Source organism: Cupriavidus sp. L7L (genome assembly GCF_004353535.1).
GTDB lineage: Bacteria > Pseudomonadota > Gammaproteobacteria > Burkholderiales > Burkholderiaceae > Cupriavidus > Cupriavidus oxalaticus_A.
In genome coordinates, this window is record NZ_SMNY01000023.1 from 1 (window position 1) to 20,675 (window position 20,675).

The 20,675-nt window shown below is 66.8% G+C and carries 21 protein-coding genes and 1 tRNA gene; 17 read left to right on the forward strand and 5 right to left on the reverse strand.

Annotation, left to right across the window (positions count from 1 at the left end):
- The 3 genes from E1J61_RS21560 to E1J61_RS21570 form a co-directional block, all read left to right on the forward strand.
- A partial coding sequence (locus tag E1J61_RS21560) for an AMP-binding protein (RefSeq protein WP_165971516.1) occupies nt 1–979 on the forward strand: 979 nt, incomplete at its 5' end.
- Nucleotides 980–1,073: 94 nt separating this feature from the next.
- Nucleotides 1,074–3,125, forward strand: coding sequence for a sodium:solute symporter family protein (locus E1J61_RS21565; RefSeq protein ID WP_133096055.1), 2,052 nt, complete (start codon nt 1,074–1,076; stop codon nt 3,123–3,125).
- Between the two features lie 60 nt (nt 3,126–3,185).
- Nucleotides 3,186–3,276: transfer RNA gene (locus tag E1J61_RS21570), tRNA-Ser, on the forward strand.
- A 1,073-nt stretch (nt 3,277–4,349) separates the two neighbouring features.
- On the opposite strand, the gene E1J61_RS37455 is transcribed toward E1J61_RS21570, so the two are convergent.
- Entirely contained in the window at nt 4,350–4,502 is a 153-nt protein-coding gene (locus E1J61_RS37455) for a hypothetical protein (protein WP_165971517.1), read from the reverse strand.
- Nucleotides 4,503–4,524: 22 nt separating this feature from the next.
- Here E1J61_RS37455 and E1J61_RS21575 point away from each other — a divergent pair, with 22 nt between their 5' ends.
- From E1J61_RS21575 to E1J61_RS21600, 6 genes are all read left to right on the forward strand, one after another.
- Nucleotides 4,525–5,373 carry a D-amino acid aminotransferase gene (locus tag E1J61_RS21575; RefSeq protein WP_133096056.1) on the forward strand — a complete coding sequence of 283 codons (849 nt, stop codon included), beginning with the start codon at nt 4,525–4,527 and terminating at the stop codon, nt 5,371–5,373.
- A gap of 53 nt (nt 5,374–5,426) precedes the next feature.
- A complete protein-coding gene (locus E1J61_RS21580; RefSeq protein ID WP_133096057.1) occupies nt 5,427–5,702 on the forward strand; it encodes a hypothetical protein in 276 nt (91 codons plus the stop codon).
- Nucleotides 5,703–6,049: 347 nt separating this feature from the next.
- The gene (locus tag E1J61_RS21585; protein WP_133096058.1) at nt 6,050–6,253 is read left to right on the forward strand and encodes a hypothetical protein; all 204 of its coding nucleotides are present in this window, start codon (nt 6,050–6,052) and stop codon (nt 6,251–6,253) included.
- Between the two features lie 127 nt (nt 6,254–6,380).
- The gene (locus E1J61_RS21590; RefSeq protein ID WP_133096059.1) at nt 6,381–6,797 is read left to right on the forward strand and encodes a YXWGXW repeat-containing protein; all 417 of its coding nucleotides are present in this window, start codon (nt 6,381–6,383) and stop codon (nt 6,795–6,797) included.
- A gap of 112 nt (nt 6,798–6,909) precedes the next feature.
- Complete coding sequence (locus tag E1J61_RS21595; RefSeq protein ID WP_029046345.1) at nt 6,910–7,134, forward strand: hypothetical protein; 225 nt, start codon at nt 6,910–6,912, stop codon at nt 7,132–7,134.
- Nucleotides 7,135–7,223: 89 nt separating this feature from the next.
- Entirely contained in the window at nt 7,224–7,517 is a 294-nt protein-coding gene (locus E1J61_RS21600; protein ID WP_165971519.1) for a hypothetical protein, read from the forward strand.
- 57 nt (nt 7,518–7,574) lie between these two features.
- On the opposite strand, the gene E1J61_RS21605 is transcribed toward E1J61_RS21600, so the two are convergent.
- The 3 genes from E1J61_RS21605 to glpK form a co-directional block, all read right to left on the reverse strand.
- Entirely contained in the window at nt 7,575–7,955 is a 381-nt protein-coding gene (locus tag E1J61_RS21605) for a hypothetical protein (protein ID WP_133096061.1), read from the reverse strand.
- Between the two features lie 147 nt (nt 7,956–8,102).
- Nucleotides 8,103–9,761, reverse strand: coding sequence for a glycerol-3-phosphate dehydrogenase/oxidase (locus E1J61_RS21610; protein ID WP_133096062.1), 1,659 nt, complete (start codon nt 9,759–9,761; stop codon nt 8,103–8,105).
- Nucleotides 9,762–9,816: 55 nt separating this feature from the next.
- Nucleotides 9,817–11,391 (reverse strand): glycerol kinase GlpK, encoded by a 1,575-nt coding sequence (glpK, locus tag E1J61_RS21615; RefSeq protein ID WP_133096063.1) that lies wholly within the window; start codon nt 11,389–11,391, stop codon nt 9,817–9,819.
- Between the two features lie 56 nt (nt 11,392–11,447).
- Between glpK and E1J61_RS21620 the strand changes: the two genes are divergently transcribed.
- A complete protein-coding gene (locus E1J61_RS21620; RefSeq protein ID WP_133096064.1) occupies nt 11,448–12,380 on the forward strand; it encodes a DUF4743 domain-containing protein in 933 nt (310 codons plus the stop codon).
- Between the two features lie 129 nt (nt 12,381–12,509).
- Nucleotides 12,510–13,376, forward strand: coding sequence for a formyltetrahydrofolate deformylase (gene purU, locus E1J61_RS21625; RefSeq protein ID WP_063238204.1), 867 nt, complete (start codon nt 12,510–12,512; stop codon nt 13,374–13,376).
- 169 nt (nt 13,377–13,545) lie between these two features.
- Here the strand turns inward: purU and E1J61_RS21630 are convergent, their stop codons facing one another.
- Nucleotides 13,546–14,316 carry a DeoR/GlpR family DNA-binding transcription regulator gene (locus tag E1J61_RS21630; RefSeq protein WP_133096065.1) on the reverse strand — a complete coding sequence of 257 codons (771 nt, stop codon included), beginning with the start codon at nt 14,314–14,316 and terminating at the stop codon, nt 13,546–13,548.
- A gap of 156 nt (nt 14,317–14,472) precedes the next feature.
- Here E1J61_RS21630 and E1J61_RS21635 point away from each other — a divergent pair, with 156 nt between their 5' ends.
- From E1J61_RS21635 to E1J61_RS21660, 6 genes are all read left to right on the forward strand, one after another.
- Nucleotides 14,473–15,627, forward strand: a complete 1,155-nt coding sequence (locus E1J61_RS21635; protein ID WP_133096066.1) for an ABC transporter ATP-binding protein — start codon at nt 14,473–14,475, stop codon at nt 15,625–15,627.
- A 2-nt stretch (nt 15,628–15,629) separates the two neighbouring features.
- Nucleotides 15,630–16,745, forward strand: a complete 1,116-nt coding sequence (locus E1J61_RS21640; RefSeq protein ID WP_133096067.1) for an ABC transporter ATP-binding protein — start codon at nt 15,630–15,632, stop codon at nt 16,743–16,745.
- Nucleotides 16,742–17,626 (forward strand): carbohydrate ABC transporter permease, encoded by an 885-nt coding sequence (locus E1J61_RS21645; RefSeq protein ID WP_133096068.1) that lies wholly within the window; start codon nt 16,742–16,744, stop codon nt 17,624–17,626. The genes E1J61_RS21640 and E1J61_RS21645 overlap by 4 nt, the downstream gene beginning before the upstream one ends.
- Entirely contained in the window at nt 17,619–18,449 is an 831-nt protein-coding gene (locus E1J61_RS21650; protein WP_133096069.1) for a carbohydrate ABC transporter permease, read from the forward strand. Before E1J61_RS21645 ends, E1J61_RS21650 begins: the two co-directional genes overlap by 8 nt.
- A 45-nt stretch (nt 18,450–18,494) precedes the next feature.
- Complete coding sequence (locus tag E1J61_RS21655; RefSeq protein WP_133096129.1) at nt 18,495–18,803, forward strand: DUF2160 domain-containing protein; 309 nt, start codon at nt 18,495–18,497, stop codon at nt 18,801–18,803.
- 133 nt (nt 18,804–18,936) lie between these two features.
- Nucleotides 18,937–20,667: an ABC transporter substrate-binding protein gene (locus tag E1J61_RS21660; RefSeq protein ID WP_133096130.1), complete on the forward strand. Its 1,731-nt coding sequence runs from the start codon at nt 18,937–18,939 to the stop codon at nt 20,665–20,667.
- The last annotated feature ends 8 nt before the right edge of the window (nt 20,668–20,675 follow it).

A 20,675-nucleotide genomic window follows, 5' to 3' on the forward strand; every position in this document is an offset into this window, starting at 1 on the left:
GTTCGAAGGCGTGCCGACCTACCCGAACGCCGGCCGCTTCTGGGACATGATCGCGCGCCACAAGGTCAGCATCTTCTATACCGCGCCGACCGCGATCCGCTCGCTGATCAAGGCCGCCGAGGCCGACGAGAAGATCCACCCGAAGCAATACGACCTGTCGAGCCTGCGCCTGCTCGGCACGGTGGGCGAGCCGATCAATCCCGAGGCGTGGATGTGGTACTACAAGAACATCGGCAACGAGCGCTGCCCGATCGTCGACACCTTCTGGCAGACCGAGACCGGCGGCCACATGATCACGCCGCTGCCGGGCGCGACGCCGCTGGTGCCGGGTTCGTGCACGCTGCCGCTGCCGGGCATCATGGCCGCCATCGTCGACGAGACCGGCCATGACCTGCCCAACGGCAATGGCGGCATCCTGGTGGTCAAGCGCCCGTGGCCGGCCATGATCCGCACCATCTGGGGCGATCCGGAGCGCTTCAGGAAGAGCTACTTCCCCGAGGAGCTGGGCGGCAAGCTGTACCTGGCCGGCGACGGCTCGATCCGCGACAAGGACACCGGCTACTTCACCATCATGGGCCGCATCGACGACGTGCTGAACGTGTCGGGGCACCGCATGGGCACGATGGAGATCGAGTCGGCGCTGGTGGCGAATCCGCTGGTGGCGGAGGCCGCGGTGGTCGGCCGCCCCGACGACATGACCGGCGAGGCGATCTGCGCGTTCGTCGTGCTCAAGCGCGCCCGCCCGAACGGCGAAGAGGCCATCAAGCTTGCCACCGAGCTGCGCAACTGGGTCGGCAAGGAAATCGGCCCGATCGCCAAGCCCAAGGACATCCGCTTTGGCGACAACCTGCCCAAGACGCGCTCGGGCAAGATCATGCGCCGCCTGCTGCGCTCGCTGGCCAAGGGCGAGGCAATCACGCAGGACACCTCGACGCTGGAGAACCCGGCGATCCTGGACCAGCTCAAGCAGGCACAGTAACCCTTCCGCCGTGCCCCCTGCCAGCCCGCCGCCGCGTTCCCGCGCGCCGGCGGGTTTGTTACGATAGCGCCCCACCGACCACGGACCGCCGCCCATGCCTGATGCCCAGTCGCGCTTCCGCCGCCGGCTGCTGCTGTACTACGGCCTGTTCACGCTGGGGTTGTTTGGCTTCGTCGGCATGATGGGGCTGCTGGAGCGTTCCAACGCCGATGCCTTGTGGCTCGGCTATGTCTTCCTCTTCATCACCATCGCGATCTATGCCTGCATCGGGCTGATCTGCCGCACCTCCGACCTCAACGAGTATTACGTCGCCTCGCGGCGCGTGCCGGCCCTGTTCAACGGCATGGCGATCGCCGCCGACTGGATGAGCGCCGCGTCCTTCATCGGGCTGGCCGGCATCCTGTTCGCATCCGGCTACGAGGGCCTCGCCTACGTCATGGGCTGGACCGGAGGCTATTGCCTGGTGGCCTTCCTGCTGGCGCCATACCTGCGCAAGTACGGCGGCTACACCATTCCGGATTTTCTCGCCGCGCGCTATGGCAACGGCAAGCCCGGCGGCAACCTGCCGGTGCGCGCGATCGCGGTGCTGGCGGCGTCGCTGTGTTCGTTCGTCTACCTGGTGGCGCAGATCCAGGGGGTAGGGCTGGTGGTGACGCGCTTCATCGGCGTGGAATTCGCCGTTGGCATCTTCTTCGGCCTGGCCGGCATCCTGGTGTGCTCGTTCCTGGGCGGCATGCGCGCGGTCACGTGGACGCAGGTGGCGCAGTACATCATGATGATCGTCGCCTTCCTGGTCACGGTCTCGATGATCGCGTGGAAGCATCACCAGGAAGCGGTGCCGCAGCTCAGCTACGGCACGCTGCTGGCGCAGCTCGATGCGCGCGAGCAGGAACTGGAGCGCGAGCCCGCCGAGCAGGCCGTGCGCGAGTACTACAAGCAGCAGGCCATCCTGCTGCAGGAGCGCATCGCCCGGCTGCCGGCATCCTTCCAGCAGGAGCGCGACACGCTGGACGCGCGGCTGCAGGATCTGCGTGCGCGCAATGCGCCGCTGCGCGAAATCAAGGCGCTGGAACGCGAGCGCCTGGAATTCCCGCGCGATCCCGCCGCCGCACAGCAGCAGTGGAACCTGCAGCGCGAAGACGCGCTTGCGCGCAGCCGGCATTCGATGTCGTCCACCGAGCCATACCCGGCGGCGTCCGAGCAGGAGCGCAAGACCAAGCGGCTCAATTTCGTGCTGCTTGTGTTCTGCCTGATGGTCGGCACCGCCAGCCTGCCGCATATCCTGACGCGCCTCTACACCACGCCCTCCGTCAAGGAGACCCGCAACTCGGTGGCCTGGGCCGTGTTCTGCATTGCGCTGCTGTACGTGTCCGCGCCGACGCTGGCCGCGCTGGTCAAGTACGAGTTCTTCGAGCACCTGGTCGGCACGTCGTATGCGGAACTGCCGCAATGGGTGGTGCAATGGCGCAAGGTCGATCCGCCGGTATTCGGCATCCGCGACGTCAACGGCGACGGCATCGTGCAATGGGCCGAGATCTTGCTGCAGCCCGACATGATCGTGCTGGCCGCCCCGGAGATCGCCGGACTGCCTTATGTCATCTCCGGCCTGATCGCCGCCGGCGCGCTGGCGGCGGCGCTGTCGACCGCCGACGGCCTGCTGCTCACCATCGCCAATGCGCTGTCGCACGACGTCTTCTATCACATGGTCGACCGCCAGGCGAGCCACCAGCGCCGCGTCACCACGGCCAAGATCGTGTTGCTTGGCGTTGCCTTGTTCGCTTCATACGTTACATCGCTGCGCCCAGGCAACATCCTGTTCCTGGTCGGCGCTGCCTTCTCGCTGGCGGCATCGAGTTTTTTCCCCGTGCTGGTGCTGGGCATCTTCTGGCGCCGGACGACTGCGGCCGGCGCTGTCGCCGGCATGTCCGCCGGGCTTGGCGTGGCGGTCTACTATATCTTCGTCAACTACCCGTTCTTCACCCGCATGACCGGCATTTTCGGCAACCGCTGGTTCGGCGTCGACCCGATCGCTTCCGGCGCCTTTGGCGTGCCCGCGGGGTTTGCGGTAGCGATCATCGTCAGCCTGCTCACGCCGCGCAACGCGCCGGTGATCGACAGACTGGTGACGTATTTGCGTCGGGGCTAGGACGGCGCCGCACGAACTTGTAGATTCGTCGGGCAACTCTGCTATAATCGCGGACTTCCCGGAGAGATGGATGAGTGGTTTAAGTCGCACGCCTGGAAAGCGTGTATAGGTTAATAGCCTATCGGGGGTTCGAATCCCCCTCTCTCCGCCAGAACATCCGCAGTGAGCCGAAGCCGTCCAATTGGACGGCTTTTTTGCTTTCTGCGCCGACCCGCACGGGATGCGCGCGGGGCGCCGGAACTGCCATGGCAGTGTCACCGGGCCTGTGTTCGGACAGAGGCCGACTCCGGCAAAGAAAAGCCCTCGGCCAGGGTGGGCGAGGGCATGAAGGGCTTGAAGAAAGTGGGCAAGTCACGGAAACGCCCATAACCATGTTCGTGCAATCGCCCGGGGCGCGCATCCCTCTAAACAGAGGTGCCGCCAGGTCCGGCAGCGTCCTGACAGGGCCTGCATGAAAAAAAGAGCCCGCACAGCGGCGGGCTTTGGGTAGAAAGCCGAGAGGGGTCAACTCACGACCCGAGCATTCTCCGGCAAATGTAAAGACATTTGCATCCCCATTCGGTGGGGAGCTATTCCCATCGCTGTTTCGACGAGGACGCAGCGCAGCCTTATTCGAAGGTCCCGGCCGCTTTGGAAAGCGTCCACCCAAGCCCCAGACACAATCCAATCCATGCCGCCGAAATCAAGGCAACGTCATGCCAGTTCATCGTCCGGCGCCCAGGGCGGCGCAGCTTGAATGTGTCCCGCGACGAAGGCATGGCCGTCTCCTTCGGAAAGCATGGGGGAAGGCTAGAGCAACCCTGCCGGAATTCACGGGCTCAGTTGTAAAGATTTGTTGCGGTGCGAATGGGCCACAGCCTCTTTGCGCCAACCAAAGAAAAAGCCCTCGGCCAGGGTAGTCGAGGGCTTGAAGTAGTGGTGGGCGAGTCGCGGAACCGCCCATGACGATGGTCGTATAGCCGCATGGGATGGCGCATCCCTCTAAATAGAGGTGTTGTGCCTGGACGACGACACCCGGTCAACGGATCGCGCCCTGGCGGGGCTTGCCCTAGTGAAGGCAAAGAAAAAGCCCTCGGCCAGGGTAGGCGAGGGCTTGAAATGGCGTTGGGCGTGTCGCAGTCCGCCCGGTCTTATCGTCGCCGTTGCCGGCACGGCGCGCATCCCCAATTCTGGGGATGAAAAAAAGCCCGCACGAATGCGGGCTGCGGGAAATGCCGAGAGGGGTCAACTCACGACACCTTGATTCTGGCCAGGAAGTGCTGCAACGAACACCCCCACATGGGTGAATGGCGTCACTGCTTCAACGCCGCGCCAGCCGGCAATCCGATGCAAATTGCGCATAACCTCGCGGTGGGGCGTGTGGAAGAATTGTTTCATTCTCTCCACCGCCTGAAGCACAATGACCGACCCCGTCGTCCACCTCAATGGTTCCCTCACCCCGCTGTCCGAAGCCCGCATTCCGGTCCTCGACCGCGGCTTTATTTTTGGCGATGGCATCTATGAGGTCATCCCGTACTACGGTGGCAAGCCGTTCCGCGGTACACAGCATCTCGCGCGCCTGCACCGCAGCCTGGAGGCGATCGGGATACCCGACCCGCACAGCGCCGAGCAGTGGCAGGCACTGATCGGCGAAGTGGTCCGTGCCAACGGGATGTCGGACCAGATGATCTATATCCAGGTGACGCGCGGCGTAGCCCGGCGTGCGCATGCCTTCCCCAAGGAAGTCGTGCCGACGGTGCTGATCATGACCAACCCGATGGCGCTGCCGCCCGCTCACATGCGCGAACAGGGCGTGGCCTGCGTGACGATGGAGGACCGGCGCTGGCTGAACTGCCAGATCAAGTCGACCTCGCTGCTGGGCAACGTAATGGCAGCGCAGCATGCCGCCGAGCACGGCGTGATCGAGGCGATCCAGTTCCGCGACGGCTGGCTGACCGAGGCCTCGTCGTCCAACGTCTGGGTGGTGCGCGATGGCCGCGTGCTGGCGCCGCCCAAGGACAACCTGATCCTGGAAGGCATCCGCTACGGCTTTATGGAAGAGGTTTGCGCGGCGCTGGAGATTCCGCTGGAAGCGCGCCGGATCGCCAGGGAGGACGTGTTCGGGGCGGACGAAGTGTTGCTGTCGTCGGCAAGCAAGGAGCTGCTGCCGGTGGTTACGATCGACGGGCGCACCGTCGGCGCCGGCGTGCCCGGACCGGTCTTCGCGCGGCTCCACTCGGCCTACCAGGCCGCGATCGCCGCACTTTGAACCACGCGGGCGCACCATGCTAGGATGCCAGCGCATGCATCGAGGAGTCAGTCATGGCCAAGCGCGAGCGTGGCCGGCGTGCCCTGCAGGACGAGGTCAGCCGGCGCATCCAGCAAATCTATGAAGTCGGCGAGGACGGCGCCAAAGTCCGCGTGCCCGCGCCGGTGCCGCATGCGCGCGATGCCCGCGGCCGCAACTGGGACATGAGCGGCTTTGGCAACGCAACCGGTTATGAGGCCAGCATCCGCGCGGTGGTCGACAAGGTGCGCGACGAGTTCGACCTGAACGAGTCGCTCGAGAACCGCGCGCCCAATCCGTTCGGCGACTGAGGCGGCTCACAGCGTAAGCGGCTATGGTCCGGGCGCCGGTTCCGGGCGGTCAAGCGTTCGGACGGAGGGCTGGGCTGCCGGCCGGCGGTCGCCAGTGGACTGATTATCGGTTGCTGCGACGCGGACTGAAAGATCAAGCAGCCGGGCTTCGCGGTGCTTCACGCAACACTTGCAATGGGCCGGGTAAGGTCAGGTGCGGCCGGGTGCGGCCGGGTGCGGTGGGGTAGGCCGGGTAAGCTGGGTAAGCTGGGTAAGGGCTCGGACCGTGTGCTAGAGTTTTCAGACACCTTTGTGTTACGGCACTTCCCGCAACGACGTTTCCAGAACGTTTCTCAAGGAGATGGATCATGGCGAGTGAAACCCGGCCGAACCTGAAAGCTTTCGTGCAGACCGCTCCCCAGGCTGGGCGCTATGTCTGGGTGATCGCGCTGGTCGACTTCGATGCGCGGCAGGTCCGGCGCGCCATCGTCTCGGATGACACCTTCACCACCGCGGACGCCGCGCGCGATGCCGGCGACGCTCAGCTCAAGGCGATGGCAGAGGATCACTGATGCCGCCGGCGTGCAGGCGAGTGTTGCGCGCCGGCATCTTTGTGATCCACCGAAACCCTTTCTTACATGGCGCCGCGGCGGGCGCGCGCTAGACTGTGCGCGTGTTCCTCCACGAGAAAGGGATTCCATGACACATCTCGCGCTCCGGCCGGTCCGGATTGTCTTGCTGGCGGCAATGCTGGGTTCCGGCCTCGCCTTCAGTGCGGCGTCGATCGCCCAGGTGTCGGTCAATATTGCCATCGGCGTGCCGCCGCCGGCGCCGATGTACGAGGCCATTCCCATCCCGCGCCCTGGCTATGTCTGGATGCCGGGCTACTGGGACTGGGACGACCACCACCATAAGCACGCGTGGAAGAAGGGCCGCTGGGAACGCGAGCGGCCGGGCTATGTCTATGAGTCGCCGCGCTGGATCCAGTCGCGCGATGGCTGGGTGCTGGTGCCGGGCCGCTGGGACCAGGGCGGCCACGGTGGCAAGGGCAATGGCAAGGGAGGCAAGAAGGACTACCACTGTCCGCCGGGCCACGCCAAGAAAGGCGAATGCTGAGGCGTGCGCGGGCCGGCGCCGCAAGGTGACGCCGGCCATGGTTGCCATGCTACGATCCCCGCCATGACTCCCGCGCCCGCAGGGTGCATCGGCAGTGGATCCGGAGGTAGCGATGGCAAGGCACGTCTTCACGCGCGCGCAGTATCTCGACATCCTCAATGACAGCCTGCGCAAGCATCCCGGCTGGCAGCCCGGCATGGCCTTCGTCTTCCTGCCGCCGGGTGCGGATGCCAGCCAGGCGACGGCGGTAGGCTGCACCGGCCCGATGGACGCCATCCCGGTCTACGCGGAAATCCAGCGCGTGGCGGCCGAGCTGATCGAAGTCAGCGACACGTAACGCGACTCGTCGCATGTTCCAGCGCGCGGTCGTTGCCGTGCCCGGCCGCAGCCTGCGCGTACAATGCCGGCCTCGACAGACTTTCGGAAATTGCCGTGAAGAAAACGGACCTGGAAAAGAACAAGGGCCTGAAGATCGCCAACAGCCTGAAACAGGCCTCGGCGGCCCGGGGCGGGATTCCTGGCGGCGGCGGGGCGCGGCCGGATCGCCGTGAACAGCGCCGGCTGGACCAGGAGCAGGGCCTGGTGCCGTTCGCGTGCAAGCTGGACGCCACGCTGGCGCGGCGCCTGCAGGCGCTGGCCGTCGATCATCCCGGTGGCATGACCGGCCTGCTCAATGAACTGCTGACGGGCGCGCTGCCGCCGGAGCAGGACCAGGCCTGATAAATGCGCGGCCGCGCAGGCGGCCGCAACGATCCGGCGGGGCCGGAAGCGGGTGGGTCAGTCCTCTTCCTCCTCGTCGAGGAATTCGCGGCGCAGCATCCAGTTGGCAATGGCTTCGTCGCAGACGCGCTTGAACTTCTGCTTGTCCGGCATCTTGTCGAACAACTGGAAGTTGACCAGTGCCATGCCGGCGTCGGTGATATAGAACATCCGGCGCGGATCGTCATGGTGGACGATGCGGCCGTCGATGGCGTCTTCCTCGCTCTCGGCCGGCATGTCTTCCAGCTCGACCACGCGGCAGGTAAAGCGCGGGCTGCGGGTATGGGTCAGATACTCGAACTCGTCGTGCATGACCTCGCCGCTCTTGCCGGCGATAACGGCGAAGCCCCAGATAAAGCGGGGCATCGGCAGATCGGACAGATCTTCAATCTCGTCCATGGTGTTCTCCCTGATTCAATCCCCGCATTATCGCCCGGAACGCCGTTGCCTCAAACGTCGGCGTCGGATCCGGCAATGATGCGGATTGCGTTCAAGGTCGGGCGAGTCATGTCGGTGGGCCCTTTCTAGCGGTTCTGGCCAGCCAGTTCAGACGCGGGCGGCGGCGGCCGGTTCCTCGGGTTGCGCAGCGCCGCCCAGCATGTAGCCGGCGGCGAGCGCGCGGAAACTGTCGAGCTCGCGCGCCTGCCAGGCCTCGCTTTCCCCGAACTCTTCGGCCAGGATCGCGGCCACTGCCGGCGCGGCCTGCAGCGCAGCGCGCGCGTCGAGGAACAGCACGCGGTTGCGGCGCGCCAGCACGTCCTCGACGCGCCGTGCCAGTTCGTGCCGGGCCGCGAAACGGACATGCGCTTCGGTCAGGCCCGATGCCGCCGCCAGCACGCGGTCCTGGCCGGGCAGGGCGCGCAGCGTGGCCAGCTCGTTGCCGTAGTAGCGGTCCGGGGCGGGCGCATCCGCCAGCGGCAGTTCCGCCGGCAGTCCGGCGGCGCCGTGCAGCGGCAGGTCGCCGGTCACGCAGGGCGCGGCGCGCACCATCTGCCGCTGGATCGCGGTGTCGATCACGTCCTCCGCCATCTTGCGATAGGTGGTCCACTTGCCGCCGGTGACCGTGATCAGCCCCGCCTTAGAGACCAGGATCGTATGCTCGCGCGACAGCGACGCGGTGGAAGCTTCGCCGGTAGCCTTGACCAGTGGCCGCAGCCCGGCCCAGACGCTGGTGACGTCGGCGCGGGTGGGATCCTTGGCCAGGTAGCGCGACGCGGTCTCGAGGATGAAATCGACATCGTCGGCGCCGGCATCGGGCTCGAGCGGCAGGTCGCGCCGCGGCGTATCCGTGGTGCCGACAATGGTATGGCCGTTCCACGGCACCACGAACAGCACCCGGCCGTCGTCGGTCTTTGGAATCAGGATGGCGCTCTCGCCCGGCAGGAAGCTGCGCGGCAGCGTCAGGTGCACGCCCTGGCTCGGGGCCACCAGGGTGCGGGCATGGCCGTCCTCCATCTGGCGCACCGCGTCGACCCAGACCCCGGTGGCATTGATCACGCAATCGGCGCGCAGCCGGAAGGTGGCGTCGCCCAGCGCGTCCTGCACCGTGACGCCGCAGATCACGCCGCCTTGCTGGCTCAGGCCGGTCACGCGCATGTAGTTGACCGCGGTGCCGCCCACGTCGAACAGGGTGCGCATCAGCGCCACCGCCAGCCGCGCATCGTCGAACTGGCCGTCGAAGTACAGGTTGCCGCCACGCAGCGGGCGCCCGCTGACGTGCTCGGCCAGGTTGGGGACGGCGGCCAGCACCTCCTGGTGGTTCAGCCAGCGGCTGCCGGCCAGGTTGAGGTTGCCGGCGAGCAGGTCGTAGACCTTCAGGCCGATGCCGTAGAAGGGCTGGTCGAACATCTGGTACGCCGGCACCACGAAGCCCAGCGGCCACACCAGGTGCGGCGCGTTGCGCGCGAGCAGGCCGCGCTCGTGCAAGGCTTCGCGCACCAGGCCGATATTGCCCTGGGCCAGGTAGCGCACGCCGCCGTGCACGAGCTTGGTGGCCTTGCTCGAGGTGCCCTTGGCAAAATCGGCGGCTTCGACCAGCAGCGTGCGGTAGCCGCGCGAGGCGGCATCGACCGCGGTGCCGAGGCCGGTGGCGCCGCCGCCGATGACGATGACATCCCAGCGCGGTTCGCGCTCCAGGGTGGAAAGCAGGGCGGCCCGGCTGGGGGGCTGGGTCGGGGGCTGGGTCGGGGTGGAGGCTTTCTGCATGGCGCTTGGTTCGGGGTGTGTACGGTCTTGGCGGAGCGTTGGGGGCGGCCGGCGTTCAGCCGGCGGCGCCGGCTTCGTCCTCGCGCGCCCAGTCGCGGGCGCGCTCGACGGCGCGGTGCCAGCGCGCCAGCCGGTGACCGCGTTCGTCAGCCGACAGGGTGGGCTCGAAGCGCTGCTCCACCTGCCATTGCTGCGCGATCTGCGCGGGGTCGCTCCAGTAGCCGGTGGCCAGGCCGGCGAGGTAGGCTGCGCCCAGCGCGGTGGTCTCGGTCACGCGCGGACGGACCACCGAGGTGCCGAGCAGGTCCGCCTGCATCTGCATCAGCAGGTCGCTGCGCGAGGCGCCGCCGTCCACGCGCAGCTCGGCCAACGCGATGCCGGCGTCCTTCTGCATGGCTTCCAGCACGTCGACACTCTGCAACGCGATCGATTCCAGCGCCGCGCGCGCCAGCTGCGGCCGGCCGGTGCCGCGTGTCATGCCGACCAGCGTGCCGCGCGCGAAGGCGTCCCAGTGCGGGGCGCCAAGGCCGGCAAAAGCAGGCACCAGCACCACGCCGCCGGTGTCGTCGCACTGGCGTGCGAGTGGCTCAACTTCGGGCGCGCTGTTGATGATCTTCAGGCCGTCGCGCAGCCACTGGATGGTGGCGCCGCCCATGAAGACGCCGCCCTCCAGGCAATACTGGGTTTGCCCGCCCAATTGCCAGCCGATGGTGGTCAGCAGCCGGTTGTGCGATGCCACCGGTTCGGTGCCGGTATTCATCAGCAGGAAGCAGCCCGTGCCATAGGTGTTCTTGGCCATGCCGGGCGACAGGCAGGCCTGGCCGAAGGTGGCCGCCTGCTGGTCGCCCGCGATGCCCGCGATCGGGATCTCGACGCCGAACAGCCGCGCCGCGGTGCGCGCCACCTCGCCGCTGGACGGCACTACCTCGGGCAGCAGCGCGTGCGGGATGTCGAGCAGCGCCAGCAGCGCGTCGTCCCACTCGAAGCGGTGGATATTGAACAGCATTGTGCGCGAGGCGTTAGACACGTCCGTGACGTGGCGCGCGCCGTCGGTCAGCTGCCAGATCAACCAGCTGTCGACCGTGCCGAACGCCAGCTCGCCGCGCTGCGCGCGTTCGCGGGCACCTTCGATGTTGTCGAGCATCCAGCGCAGCTTGGTGCCGGAGAAATACGCATCGATGACCAGCCCGGTCTTCTCGCGGAACAGCTCGCCATGGCCGGCGTCCTGCAGTGCCTCGCACATCGGCGCGGTGCGGCGGTCCTGCCAGACCAGCGCGCGCCCGACCGGCTCGCCGGTCTTGCGGTCCCACAGCACCGTGGTTTCGCGCTGGTTGGTGATGCCGATGGCGCGCACCTGCGTGGCGGAGATGCCGGCATCGGCCAGCACTTCGTGCGCTACCGCCAGCTGCGACTGCCAGATTTCATACGGATCGTGCTCGACATGGCCCGGATGTGGGTAGTATTGGCGGAACTCGCGCTGCGCCAGCCGCACCACGCTGCCGGCGTGGTCGAACAGGATCGCGCGCGAGCTGCTGGTGCCCTGGTCGAGCGCCAGAACAAAGTGCGGCTCGGAAGCGTGCCGGCCTGGGCCGGCGTGCTGCGCCTGGGCTTGCGTTGCTGCCTGGTTCATGCGTTCAATCCTGAAAATGACAAGATGCGCCGGCCCGGCCGGCGCCCCGATCTGACATGGCCGACATCTTTTCCCTGCCGCCCGCGGTGCCGTCCGGCGTTCCGTCTGGAATTCCGTCCGGCGATGGCGCCGACGCCAGCCACATGGCACGCATCGCCGCCTCGCTGGCGGCGCGCACCCGCTTCGATCCCGCCAGCAAGCTGCGCCTGATGGTGGGCGGCCAGCAGGTCGGCTGGCTGCCCCGGGCGCATGCCGCGATCCTGCGCGGCATGGGTTGCATCCTCGGCCCGGAGGAGGGCGCCGCGGATGGCACCGCCGCGGTGGCATTGCTGCCGGGACGCTCCGGCTTCGAAGTGCTGAGCGCCGCGCTGGCCGCGCTCGCGCACCAGCTGGCCGAGGCCGGGCACGTGCGCGGCTGGCGCCATGAACTGTTCGCGGTCACCCCGGCGCTGGACGCGCCCGCGCTGGCGGCGGTCGAGCGCGCGGCGGCGCGCTTCCTGGGTTTGCTGACCTTTGCCTCGCACATGAACGGGATCGTTGACATGGCCGATACCGGCGCCGGCCCCGTGCTGTGGATCTCGCGGCGCAGTCCCGGCAAATCGGTCGACCCCGGCATGTGGGACAACCTGGTCGCCGGCGGCATGCCGCACGGCAGCGACCCGCTCGCCACGCTGGTGCGCGAGTGCGAGGAAGAGTCCGGCATCCCGCCGGCGCTGGCCGGGCGCGTGCAGCCGCACGGCATGGTCGAGGTGCTGCGCGACCTGCCCGAAGGCGTGCAGTGGGAACAGGTCTACATCTATGACCTGATGCTGCCGCCGGGATTCGTCCCGAGCAACCAGGACGGCGAGGTCAGCGAACACAAGCGCGTGGGGCTGGCCGCATTGCTTGATATCATGTCGAGCGGCGCCATGACGGTCGACGCCACGCTGGTGACGCTGGATGCCCTTCGCCGGCGCGGCTGGCCGGGCACCGAAGACCGTCGCGCCTGAGCGTGCGCAGCGGGCCTGGCCCGCGCTTTCACGGCTTTCACTGGCTTCGCGGCCTTGATGGCCCTTGGGCTCGCGCACCGGCTCGCGCACCGGCTCGTACACCGCGCCCCTCCGACAGAACCACACACCATGAGCACCACCGGATTTATCCTGACCCTTTCGTGCCCCGACCAGCCGGGCATCGTCCACGCCGTCTCGGGCCTGCTGTTCCAGCACGGCTGCAATATCGTCGATTCGGACCAGTACGGTGACGCGTACACCGGCCGCTTCTTCATGCGGGTGCACTTCAGCGCGGCCGCCGGCGGCCCGGACCTGGGCACGCTGAAGGCAGCGTTCGCGCCGGTGGGAGACCAGTTCGGCATGCAGTGGGAGCTGAACGACGCCTCTGTCAAGCCGCGCGTGATGATCATGGTGTCCAAGATCGGCCACTGCCTGAACGACCTGCTGTTCCGCGCCAAGGTGGGCGGCCTGCCGGTCGAGATCGCGGCAATCGTGTCCAATCACCGCGACTTCTACCAACTGGCGGCGTCGTACGACGTGCCGTTCTTCCACCTGCCGCTGATGAACGCCTCGGCCGAGCAGAAGGCCGCGCAGGAGGCGCGCGTGTTCGACGTGGTGCAGGAGCAGAAGATCGACCTGGTGGTGCTGGCGCGCTACATGCAGGTGCTGTCCGACGACCTGTGCCGCAAGCTCGCCGGCCGCGCCATCAATATCCATCACTCGTTCCTGCCCAGCTTCAAGGGCGCCAAGCCTTATTACCAGGCGCACGACCGCGGCGTGAAGCTGATCGGCGCGACCGCGCACTACGTCACCGCCGACCTGGACGAGGGCCCGATCATCGAGCAGGAAATCGAGCGCGTCGATCACAGCATGGACCCGGACCAGCTCACCGCCGTGGGCCGCGACGTGGAGTGCGTGGCGCTGGCCCGGGCGGTCAAGTGGCACGCCGAACGCCGCATCCTGCTGAACGGCCACAAGACCGTCGTCTTCAAGTAAGCCTCGATTTCCCAGGGGGTTTGCTCCCCTCTGCCGCGTGCGGGAGAGGGGACGGGGGAGAGGGCAGGCGCGTCGCAATGCCGACGCAGCATGCACCGTCCCGCCCCCCGCCCTCAACGCCAGCCCCGCTCCCGCCAGCGCGGCAGCGGCAGCCGGACATCCGGCACGCTCACTCCCGCTCCGCCACCACACACTTCACCCCACTGTCGGCCAGGATCCGGTCGAATGGTGCCGCCAGCGGCTCATCGGTGAACAGCCGGTCGACCTGCGACACATGCGCCAGCTCCACCATGGCCTGGCGGTTGAACTTGCTGGTATCCGCCGCCAGCCAGACCTCGCGTGAATGCTCGATGATGGTCCGCGCCACCTTGACCTCGCGGAAGTCGTAGTCGCGCAGCGTGCCATCCGTCTCGATGCCCGAGATGCCGATCAGGCCGATATCCACCTTGAACTGCCGGATGAACTCGACCGTGGCCTCGCCGACGATGCCGCGGTCGCGCGAGCGCAGCACGCCGCCGGCGACGATGACCTCGCAGTCGGGGTTGTCCGCCAGGATATTGGCCACGTTCAGGTTATTGGTGATCACGCGCAGCCCGCGGTGCTGCATCAGCTCGCGCGCGATCTCTTCCACCGTGGTGCCGATGTTCAGGATCAGCGAGCAGCCCTCCGGCACCGCCGCCGCCACCGCGCGCGCAATGCGCGCCTTGCCCTCGGCATTCAGCACCTGACGCTGCCGGTAGGCAATGTTCTCGGTGGTGGAGCCCTCCACCCGCACCCCGCCGTGGAAGCGCGCCAGCATGCCGTTCTCGGCCAGCAGGTTGACGTCTCGCCGCACCGTCTGCAGCGTGACGCCGAACTTGCGCGCAAGTTCGTCGATGGAGGCAAAGCCATGGCTGCGGACTTCTTCGAGCAGGGCGGTCTGGCGTGGATTGAGCGTCATGCCGGGATTCTAGTTCAAACAGAAACGAAAACAAATGATGCGGTGCACACTTGTTTTATGTTCGTTTTATTACTAAAACGGTCGAAAGCCAAGAACTGTGCGCCTGCGTCGCGCGGAAAGTGGTGATGCGAAAAGCATATCGAACATGGAGACCGGATGCAGCTGAGTTTGGAGGCCGTGGCGCAGCACGCAGGTTCGCAGGCGTATCTCTATCCGATGACGCTGGCGCCGGTTCCCGGCGCGGTGACCATCCTGCTGGGCGCTACCCAGGCGGGCAAGACTTCGCTGATGCGCGTGATGGCGGGGCTCGATCGGCCCAGCGCCGGCCGCGTGCTGGTCGACGGCCACGACGTTACCGGCGTGCCGGTGCGCGAGCGCAACGTGTCGATGGTCTACCAGCAGTTCATCAACTACCCGTCGCTCAAGGTCTTCGACAACATTGCCTCTCCGCTGCGCTTGCGGCTGCGTCGCGATGGCGCCGCCGGCGCCGACATTGCCGCGCGCGTGCGCGAGCTGGCGGCGCGGCTGCATATCGACCACCTGCTCGACCGCTACCCGTCTGAGCTGTCGGGCGGCCAGCAGCAGCGCGTGGCGCTGGCGCGTGCGCTGGCCAAGGAAGCGCCGCTGATGCTGCTGGACGAGCCGCTGGTCAACCTGGATTACAAGCTGCGCGAGGAACTGCGCGAAGAGCTGTCGCAGCTGTTCGCGCATGGTGATGCGACCGTGGTCTACGCCACCACCGAACCCGGCGAGGCGCTGCTGCTGGGCGGCCATACGGCCGTGCTCGATGCCGGCGAGCTGCTGCAGTATGGGCCGACCGCCGACGTCTTCCACTATCCCGATTCGCTGCGCGTGGCGCGCGCCTTCAACGATCCGCCGATGAACCTGGTACCGGGCACGCTCAACGGCGGCTGGGTCACGCTTGCCGGCGGCATCTCGGTGCCGGTGTCCGGCGCCGGCGGCGCCGGCGGAGGTGAGGGAGCCGTCACCGTGGGCGTGCGCGCGTCGGCGCTGCGCCTGGCAGGCGAACCGGGCGCGGTCGCGGTACCGGGGCACGTGGCGCTGGCCGAGCTGTCGGGCTCGGACACCTTTATCCATGCCGATACGCCGGTGGGCAACCTGGTGGCGCAGTTCGCCGGCGTGCTCGACCTGCGGCTGGGCGAACCGGTGTCCTTGCACCTGTTGCCTGACCAGATCTACCTGTTCGACGCGGCCGGCCGGCGCATCCATGCGCCGCGGCGGCCCGGCGGGCTGGCCGCGGGGGTGCCGGGCGGGGCGGCAGCCGGTGCCGCGGCGGCGGCGGGGGGCTGACGATGGCACGCATCGACCTGGACCTTGCGCACTCTTACCTGCCGCATCCGCGCAACGATGACGACTACGCATTGCTGCCGCTGAAGTTCACCTTCGAGGACGGCGGCGCCTATGCGCTGCTGGGCCCGTCAGGCTGCGGCAAGACCACGCTGCTGAACTGCATTTCCGGGCTGCTGCGGCCTTCGCACGGCACCATTGCCTTCGACGGACGCGACGTCACGGGCGCCACGCCGCAGGCGCGCAATATTGCACAGGTGTTCCAGTTCCCGGTGATCTACGACACCATGACCGTCGGCGAGAACCTGGCCTTCCCGCTGCGCAACCGCGGCGTGCCGGAGGCGCAGGTGCGCGAGCGCGTGGGACGCGTGGCCGAGATGCTGGAGCTGTCGGCCACGCTGGACCGCCGCGCCAGCGGCCTCGCCGCCGACGCCAAGCAGAAGATTTCCTTGGGCCGCGGACTGGTACGGCACGACGTCTCGGCGATCCTGTTCGACGAGCCGCTGACGGTGATCGACCCGCAGCTGAAATGGCAGCTGCGGCGCAAGCTCAAGGAAATCCACCACGAATTCCGCCTGACGCTGATCTACGTCACCCACGACCAGACCGAGGCGCTGACCTTTGCCGACCAGGTGGTGGTGATGTCGCGCGGCAAGGCGGTGCAGGTCGGGCCTGCCGATGCGCTGTTCGAGCGGCCTGCACACACCTTCGTCGGGCATTTCATCGGCTCGCCCGGCATGAACTTCCTGCCGGGCCAGTGGCGCGACGACGCCATCGAGGTGGCAGGCCGGCGCTACACGCCGGCGCTGGCGCCATCGGTGGCTGCGGCCTTGCGCGCGGCGGGCAGCTTCCGCATCGGCGTGCGGCCCGAGTACCTGCAACTGGCACCGGAGCGCGAGGAGCGCCCTATGCAGGCAGTGCCGATACAGGTGCAGCGCGCGCAGGACATCGGCACCTACTGGCTGGTGACCGGCAGCGTGCAGGAAGCGGGCGCGCAGGCTGCAACGCTGCGTGCCCGCCTGGGGGCCGAGGCGGCCGCCTTGCGCGCCGGCGACACGGCCTGGCTGTCGGTGTTCAACCGCCATACCTGCTACTACGTCAACGAGGAGCTGGTGTCATGAAGCCCGTCAACCAGAAGGCCTGGCTGCTGGTATTGCCGGTGGTGGCATGCGTGGCGTTCTCGGCGATCCTGCCGCTGATGACCATCGTCAACTACTCGGTGCAGGACATCATCTCGCCCGAGCGGCGCGTGTTTGTCGGCACCGAATGGTTCCGCACCGTGCTGCGTGACGGCGAACTGCACGACGCGCTGCTGCGCCAGCTGGGCTTTTCGCTGGCGGTGCTGCTGGTGGAGATTCCGCTCGGCATCCTGCTGGCGCTGTCGATGCCGGCCAGGGGCTGGAAGGCATCGGCGGCGCTGGTGATCATCGCGCTGTCGCTACTGATCCCATGGAACGTGGTCGGCACCATCTGGCAGATCTTCGGGCGCACCGATATCGGCCTGCTCGGCGCCGCGCTCGAGGCGATGGGCTTCGACTACAACTACACCGGCAGCGCCTTCGATGCCTGGGTCACGGTGCTGGTGATGGATGTCTGGCACTGGACGCCGCTGGTGGCGCTGCTCTGCTACGCGGGCCTGCGCGCGATTCCCGACGCCTACTACCAGGCCGCGCAGATCGATGGCGCCTCGCGGCTGGCGGTGTTCCGCCACATCCAGCTGCCCAAGCTGCGCGGGGTGCTGATGATCGCGGTGCTGCTGCGCTTCATGGACAGCTTCATGATCTATACCGAGCCCTTCGTGCTGACCGGCGGCGGTCCCGGCAACGCCACCACCTTCCTGTCGCAATACCTGACGCAGAAGGCCGTGGGCCAGTTCGACCTTGGCCCCGCGGCGGCGTTTTCCATCGTCTACTTCCTGATCATCCTGCTCCTGTGCTTCATCCTCTATAACTGGATGCAGCGCGCGGGCACCGCCGGCAGCGAGGACATGCCCCATGGCTGAAATCCGCACCCAGGCCACCACCACGACTTGGTGGCGCGCCGGTTTCCTGCTGGTCTACCTGCTGTTCGCCATCGTGCCGATCTACTGGATGGTGAACATGTCGTTCAAGACCAACGAGGAAATCGTCTCCACGCTGTCGCTGTGGCCGGCCGACTTCACGCTGGAGCACTACAAGACCATCTTCACCGATTCGTCGTGGTACTCCGGCTACCTCAATTCGATGATCTACGTGGCGATGAACACGGTGATCTCGATCGTGGTCGCGCTGCCGGCGGCATACGCGTTTTCGCGCTACCAGTTCATCGGCGACAAGCATGTGTTCTTCTGGCTGCTGACCAACCGCATGACACCGCCCGCGGTGTTCCTGCTGCCGTTCTTCCAGCTGTACAGCACCATCGGCCTGATGGACACGCACCTGGGCGTGGCGCTGGCCCACCTGGTCTTCAACGTGCCGCTGGCGGTGTGGATCCTGGAGGGCTTCATGTCGGGCGTGCCGCGCGAAATCGACGAGACCGCCTACGTCGACGGCTATTCCTTCCCGCGCTTCTTCCTGACCATCTTCCTGCCGCTGATCAAGGCTGGCGTGGGCGTGGCGGCGTTCTTCTGCTTCATGTTCAGCTGGGTGGAGCTGCTGCTGGCGCGCACGCTGACCTCGGTCAACGCCAAGCCGATCGTGGCCACCATGACGCGCACGGTGTCGGCATCGGGCATGGACTGGGGCGTGCTGGCCGCGGCCGGCGTGCTGACCATCGTGCCAGGCGGCATCGTGATCTGGTTTGTGCGGCACTACATCGCGAAGGGCTTCGCGATGGGGCGCGTATAGGACGCAGGTAAAAAGCGCGCGCGCTCAAGACAAGGAGACATGGCAATGCTGAGCTGGATGGTGTGGACGACACCGGTCGCGGTGTTCTTCGCCTGCATCGTAGTCATGCTGATCGGCATGACCGTCCTGGAAATCCGTTCGCCTTCGGTGCTGCGCAAGGGCTTCCTGCCAATCGCCACCACCCGCGGCGACCGGCTGTTCATCGGCCTGATGTGCGCGGCGTGGGTCAACCTGGCATGGGTCGGGCTGGGCGAGAAGCTCACCGCGTGGCTGTCCCTGGCCGAGGAACCGTCTGTCTGGATCAGCTTCGGCGTATCGATGCTGGTGCTGGCGCTGATCCTGCGCAAGGGCTGAACGGGCCCATCGGGGCCAGCAGTTTCCGCTTCGATGGGAGATAACGGTATAGCGGCTTATCCCTGCCCCGGGGCCGCCACCCAGACCATAGCCGGGGAGGGGAATTCATGAGGAGACACCGATGAAAGTGCACGTGAAGTTGGGGATGACAGCCCTTGCCTGCGCGGCTGCGCTGGCTTGCGGTACCTCCGCCCTGGCGGGCGAGGCGGAAGCGAAGAAGTGGATCGACAATGAGTTCCAGCCCTCGTCGCTATCCAAGGACAAGCAGCAGGCGGAAATGAAGTGGTTTATCGACGCCGCCGCCAGGCTCAAGGCCAAGGGTGTCACGCAGATCAGCGTGGTGTCCGAGACCATCACCACGCATGAGTACGAGTCCAAGACACTGGCCAAGGCCTTCGAGGAAATCACCGGGATCAAGGTCAACCATGATTTGATCCAGGAAGGCGACGTGGTCGAGAAACTGCAGACCTCGATGCAGTCCGGCAAGTCGATCTACGACGGCTGGATTTCCGATTCGGACCTGATCGGCACGCACTATCGCTATGGCTCGATCCTGCCGCTGACCGACTACATGAACGGCGCCGGCAAGGAGTGGACCAACCCGGGCCTGGACGTGAAGGACTTCATCGGCACCAAGTTCACCACCGCGCCGGACGGCAAGCTGTACCAGCTGCCCGACCAGCAGTTCGCGAACCTCTACTGGTTCCGCGCCGACTGGTTCGCGCGCAAGGACCTGCAGGACAAATTCAAGGCCAAGTACGGCTACGACCTGGGCGTGCCGACCAACTGGTCCGCCTATGAAGACATCGCCAACTTCTTCACCAACGACGTCAAGGAGATCGACGGCAAGAAGGTCTACGGCCACATGGACTACGGCAAGAAGGATCCCTCGCTCGGCTGGCGCTTCACGGATGCCTGGCTGTCGATGGCGGGTACCGCCGACAAGGGCCTGCCCAACGGCATGCCGGTCGACGAGTGGGGCATCCGCGTGGCCGAGGACAAGTGCACGCCGGTCGGCGCCTCGGTCGCGCGCGGCGGCGCCACCAACAGCCCCGCGGCCGTCTATGCGCTGACCAAGTACATCGACTGGATGAAGAAATACGCTCCGCCGCAGGCGATGGGCATGACCTTCTCCGAGGCCGGGCCGGTGCCGGCGCAAGGGCAGGTGGCGCAGCAGATCTTCTGGTACACGGCCTTTACCGCGGACATGACCAAGAAGGGCCTGCCGGTGGTCAATGGCGACGGCTCGCCCAAGTGGCGCATGGCGCCGTCGCCTTACGGCCCGTACTGGAAGCAGGGCATGCAGAACGGCTACCAGGACGTGGGCTCGTGGACCTTCTTCAAGAACACCGATCCCAACAAGCTCGCCGGCGCGTGGCTGTACGCGCAGTTCGTCACCTCGAAGACGGTATCGCTGAAGAAGTCGCTGACCGGGCTGACCTTTATCCGCGACAGCGACATCAACCACGACTACCTGACCAAGAACGCGGCCAAGTACGGCGGCCTGATCGAGTTCTACCGCAGCCCGGCGCGCGTGGCCTGGACGCCGACCGGTACCAACGTGCCCGACTATCCCAAGCTGGCGCAACTGTGGTGGAAGAACGTGGCCACCGCGGTGACCGGCGAGAAAACCCCGCAGGCCGCCATGGACACGCTCGCCGACGAGATGGACCAGGTGATGGCACGGCTGCAGCGCGCCGGCATGAGCAATTGCGCACCCAAGCTCAACCCGAAGGGCGACCCGGCCAAGTGGCTGTCGAGCGACCACGCGCCATGGAAAAAGCTGGCCAACGAGAAGCCGAAGGGCGAGACCATCCCCTACGACAAGCTGCTGCAGGCATGGAAGGAGGGCAAGGTGCGCTGACCAGCGGC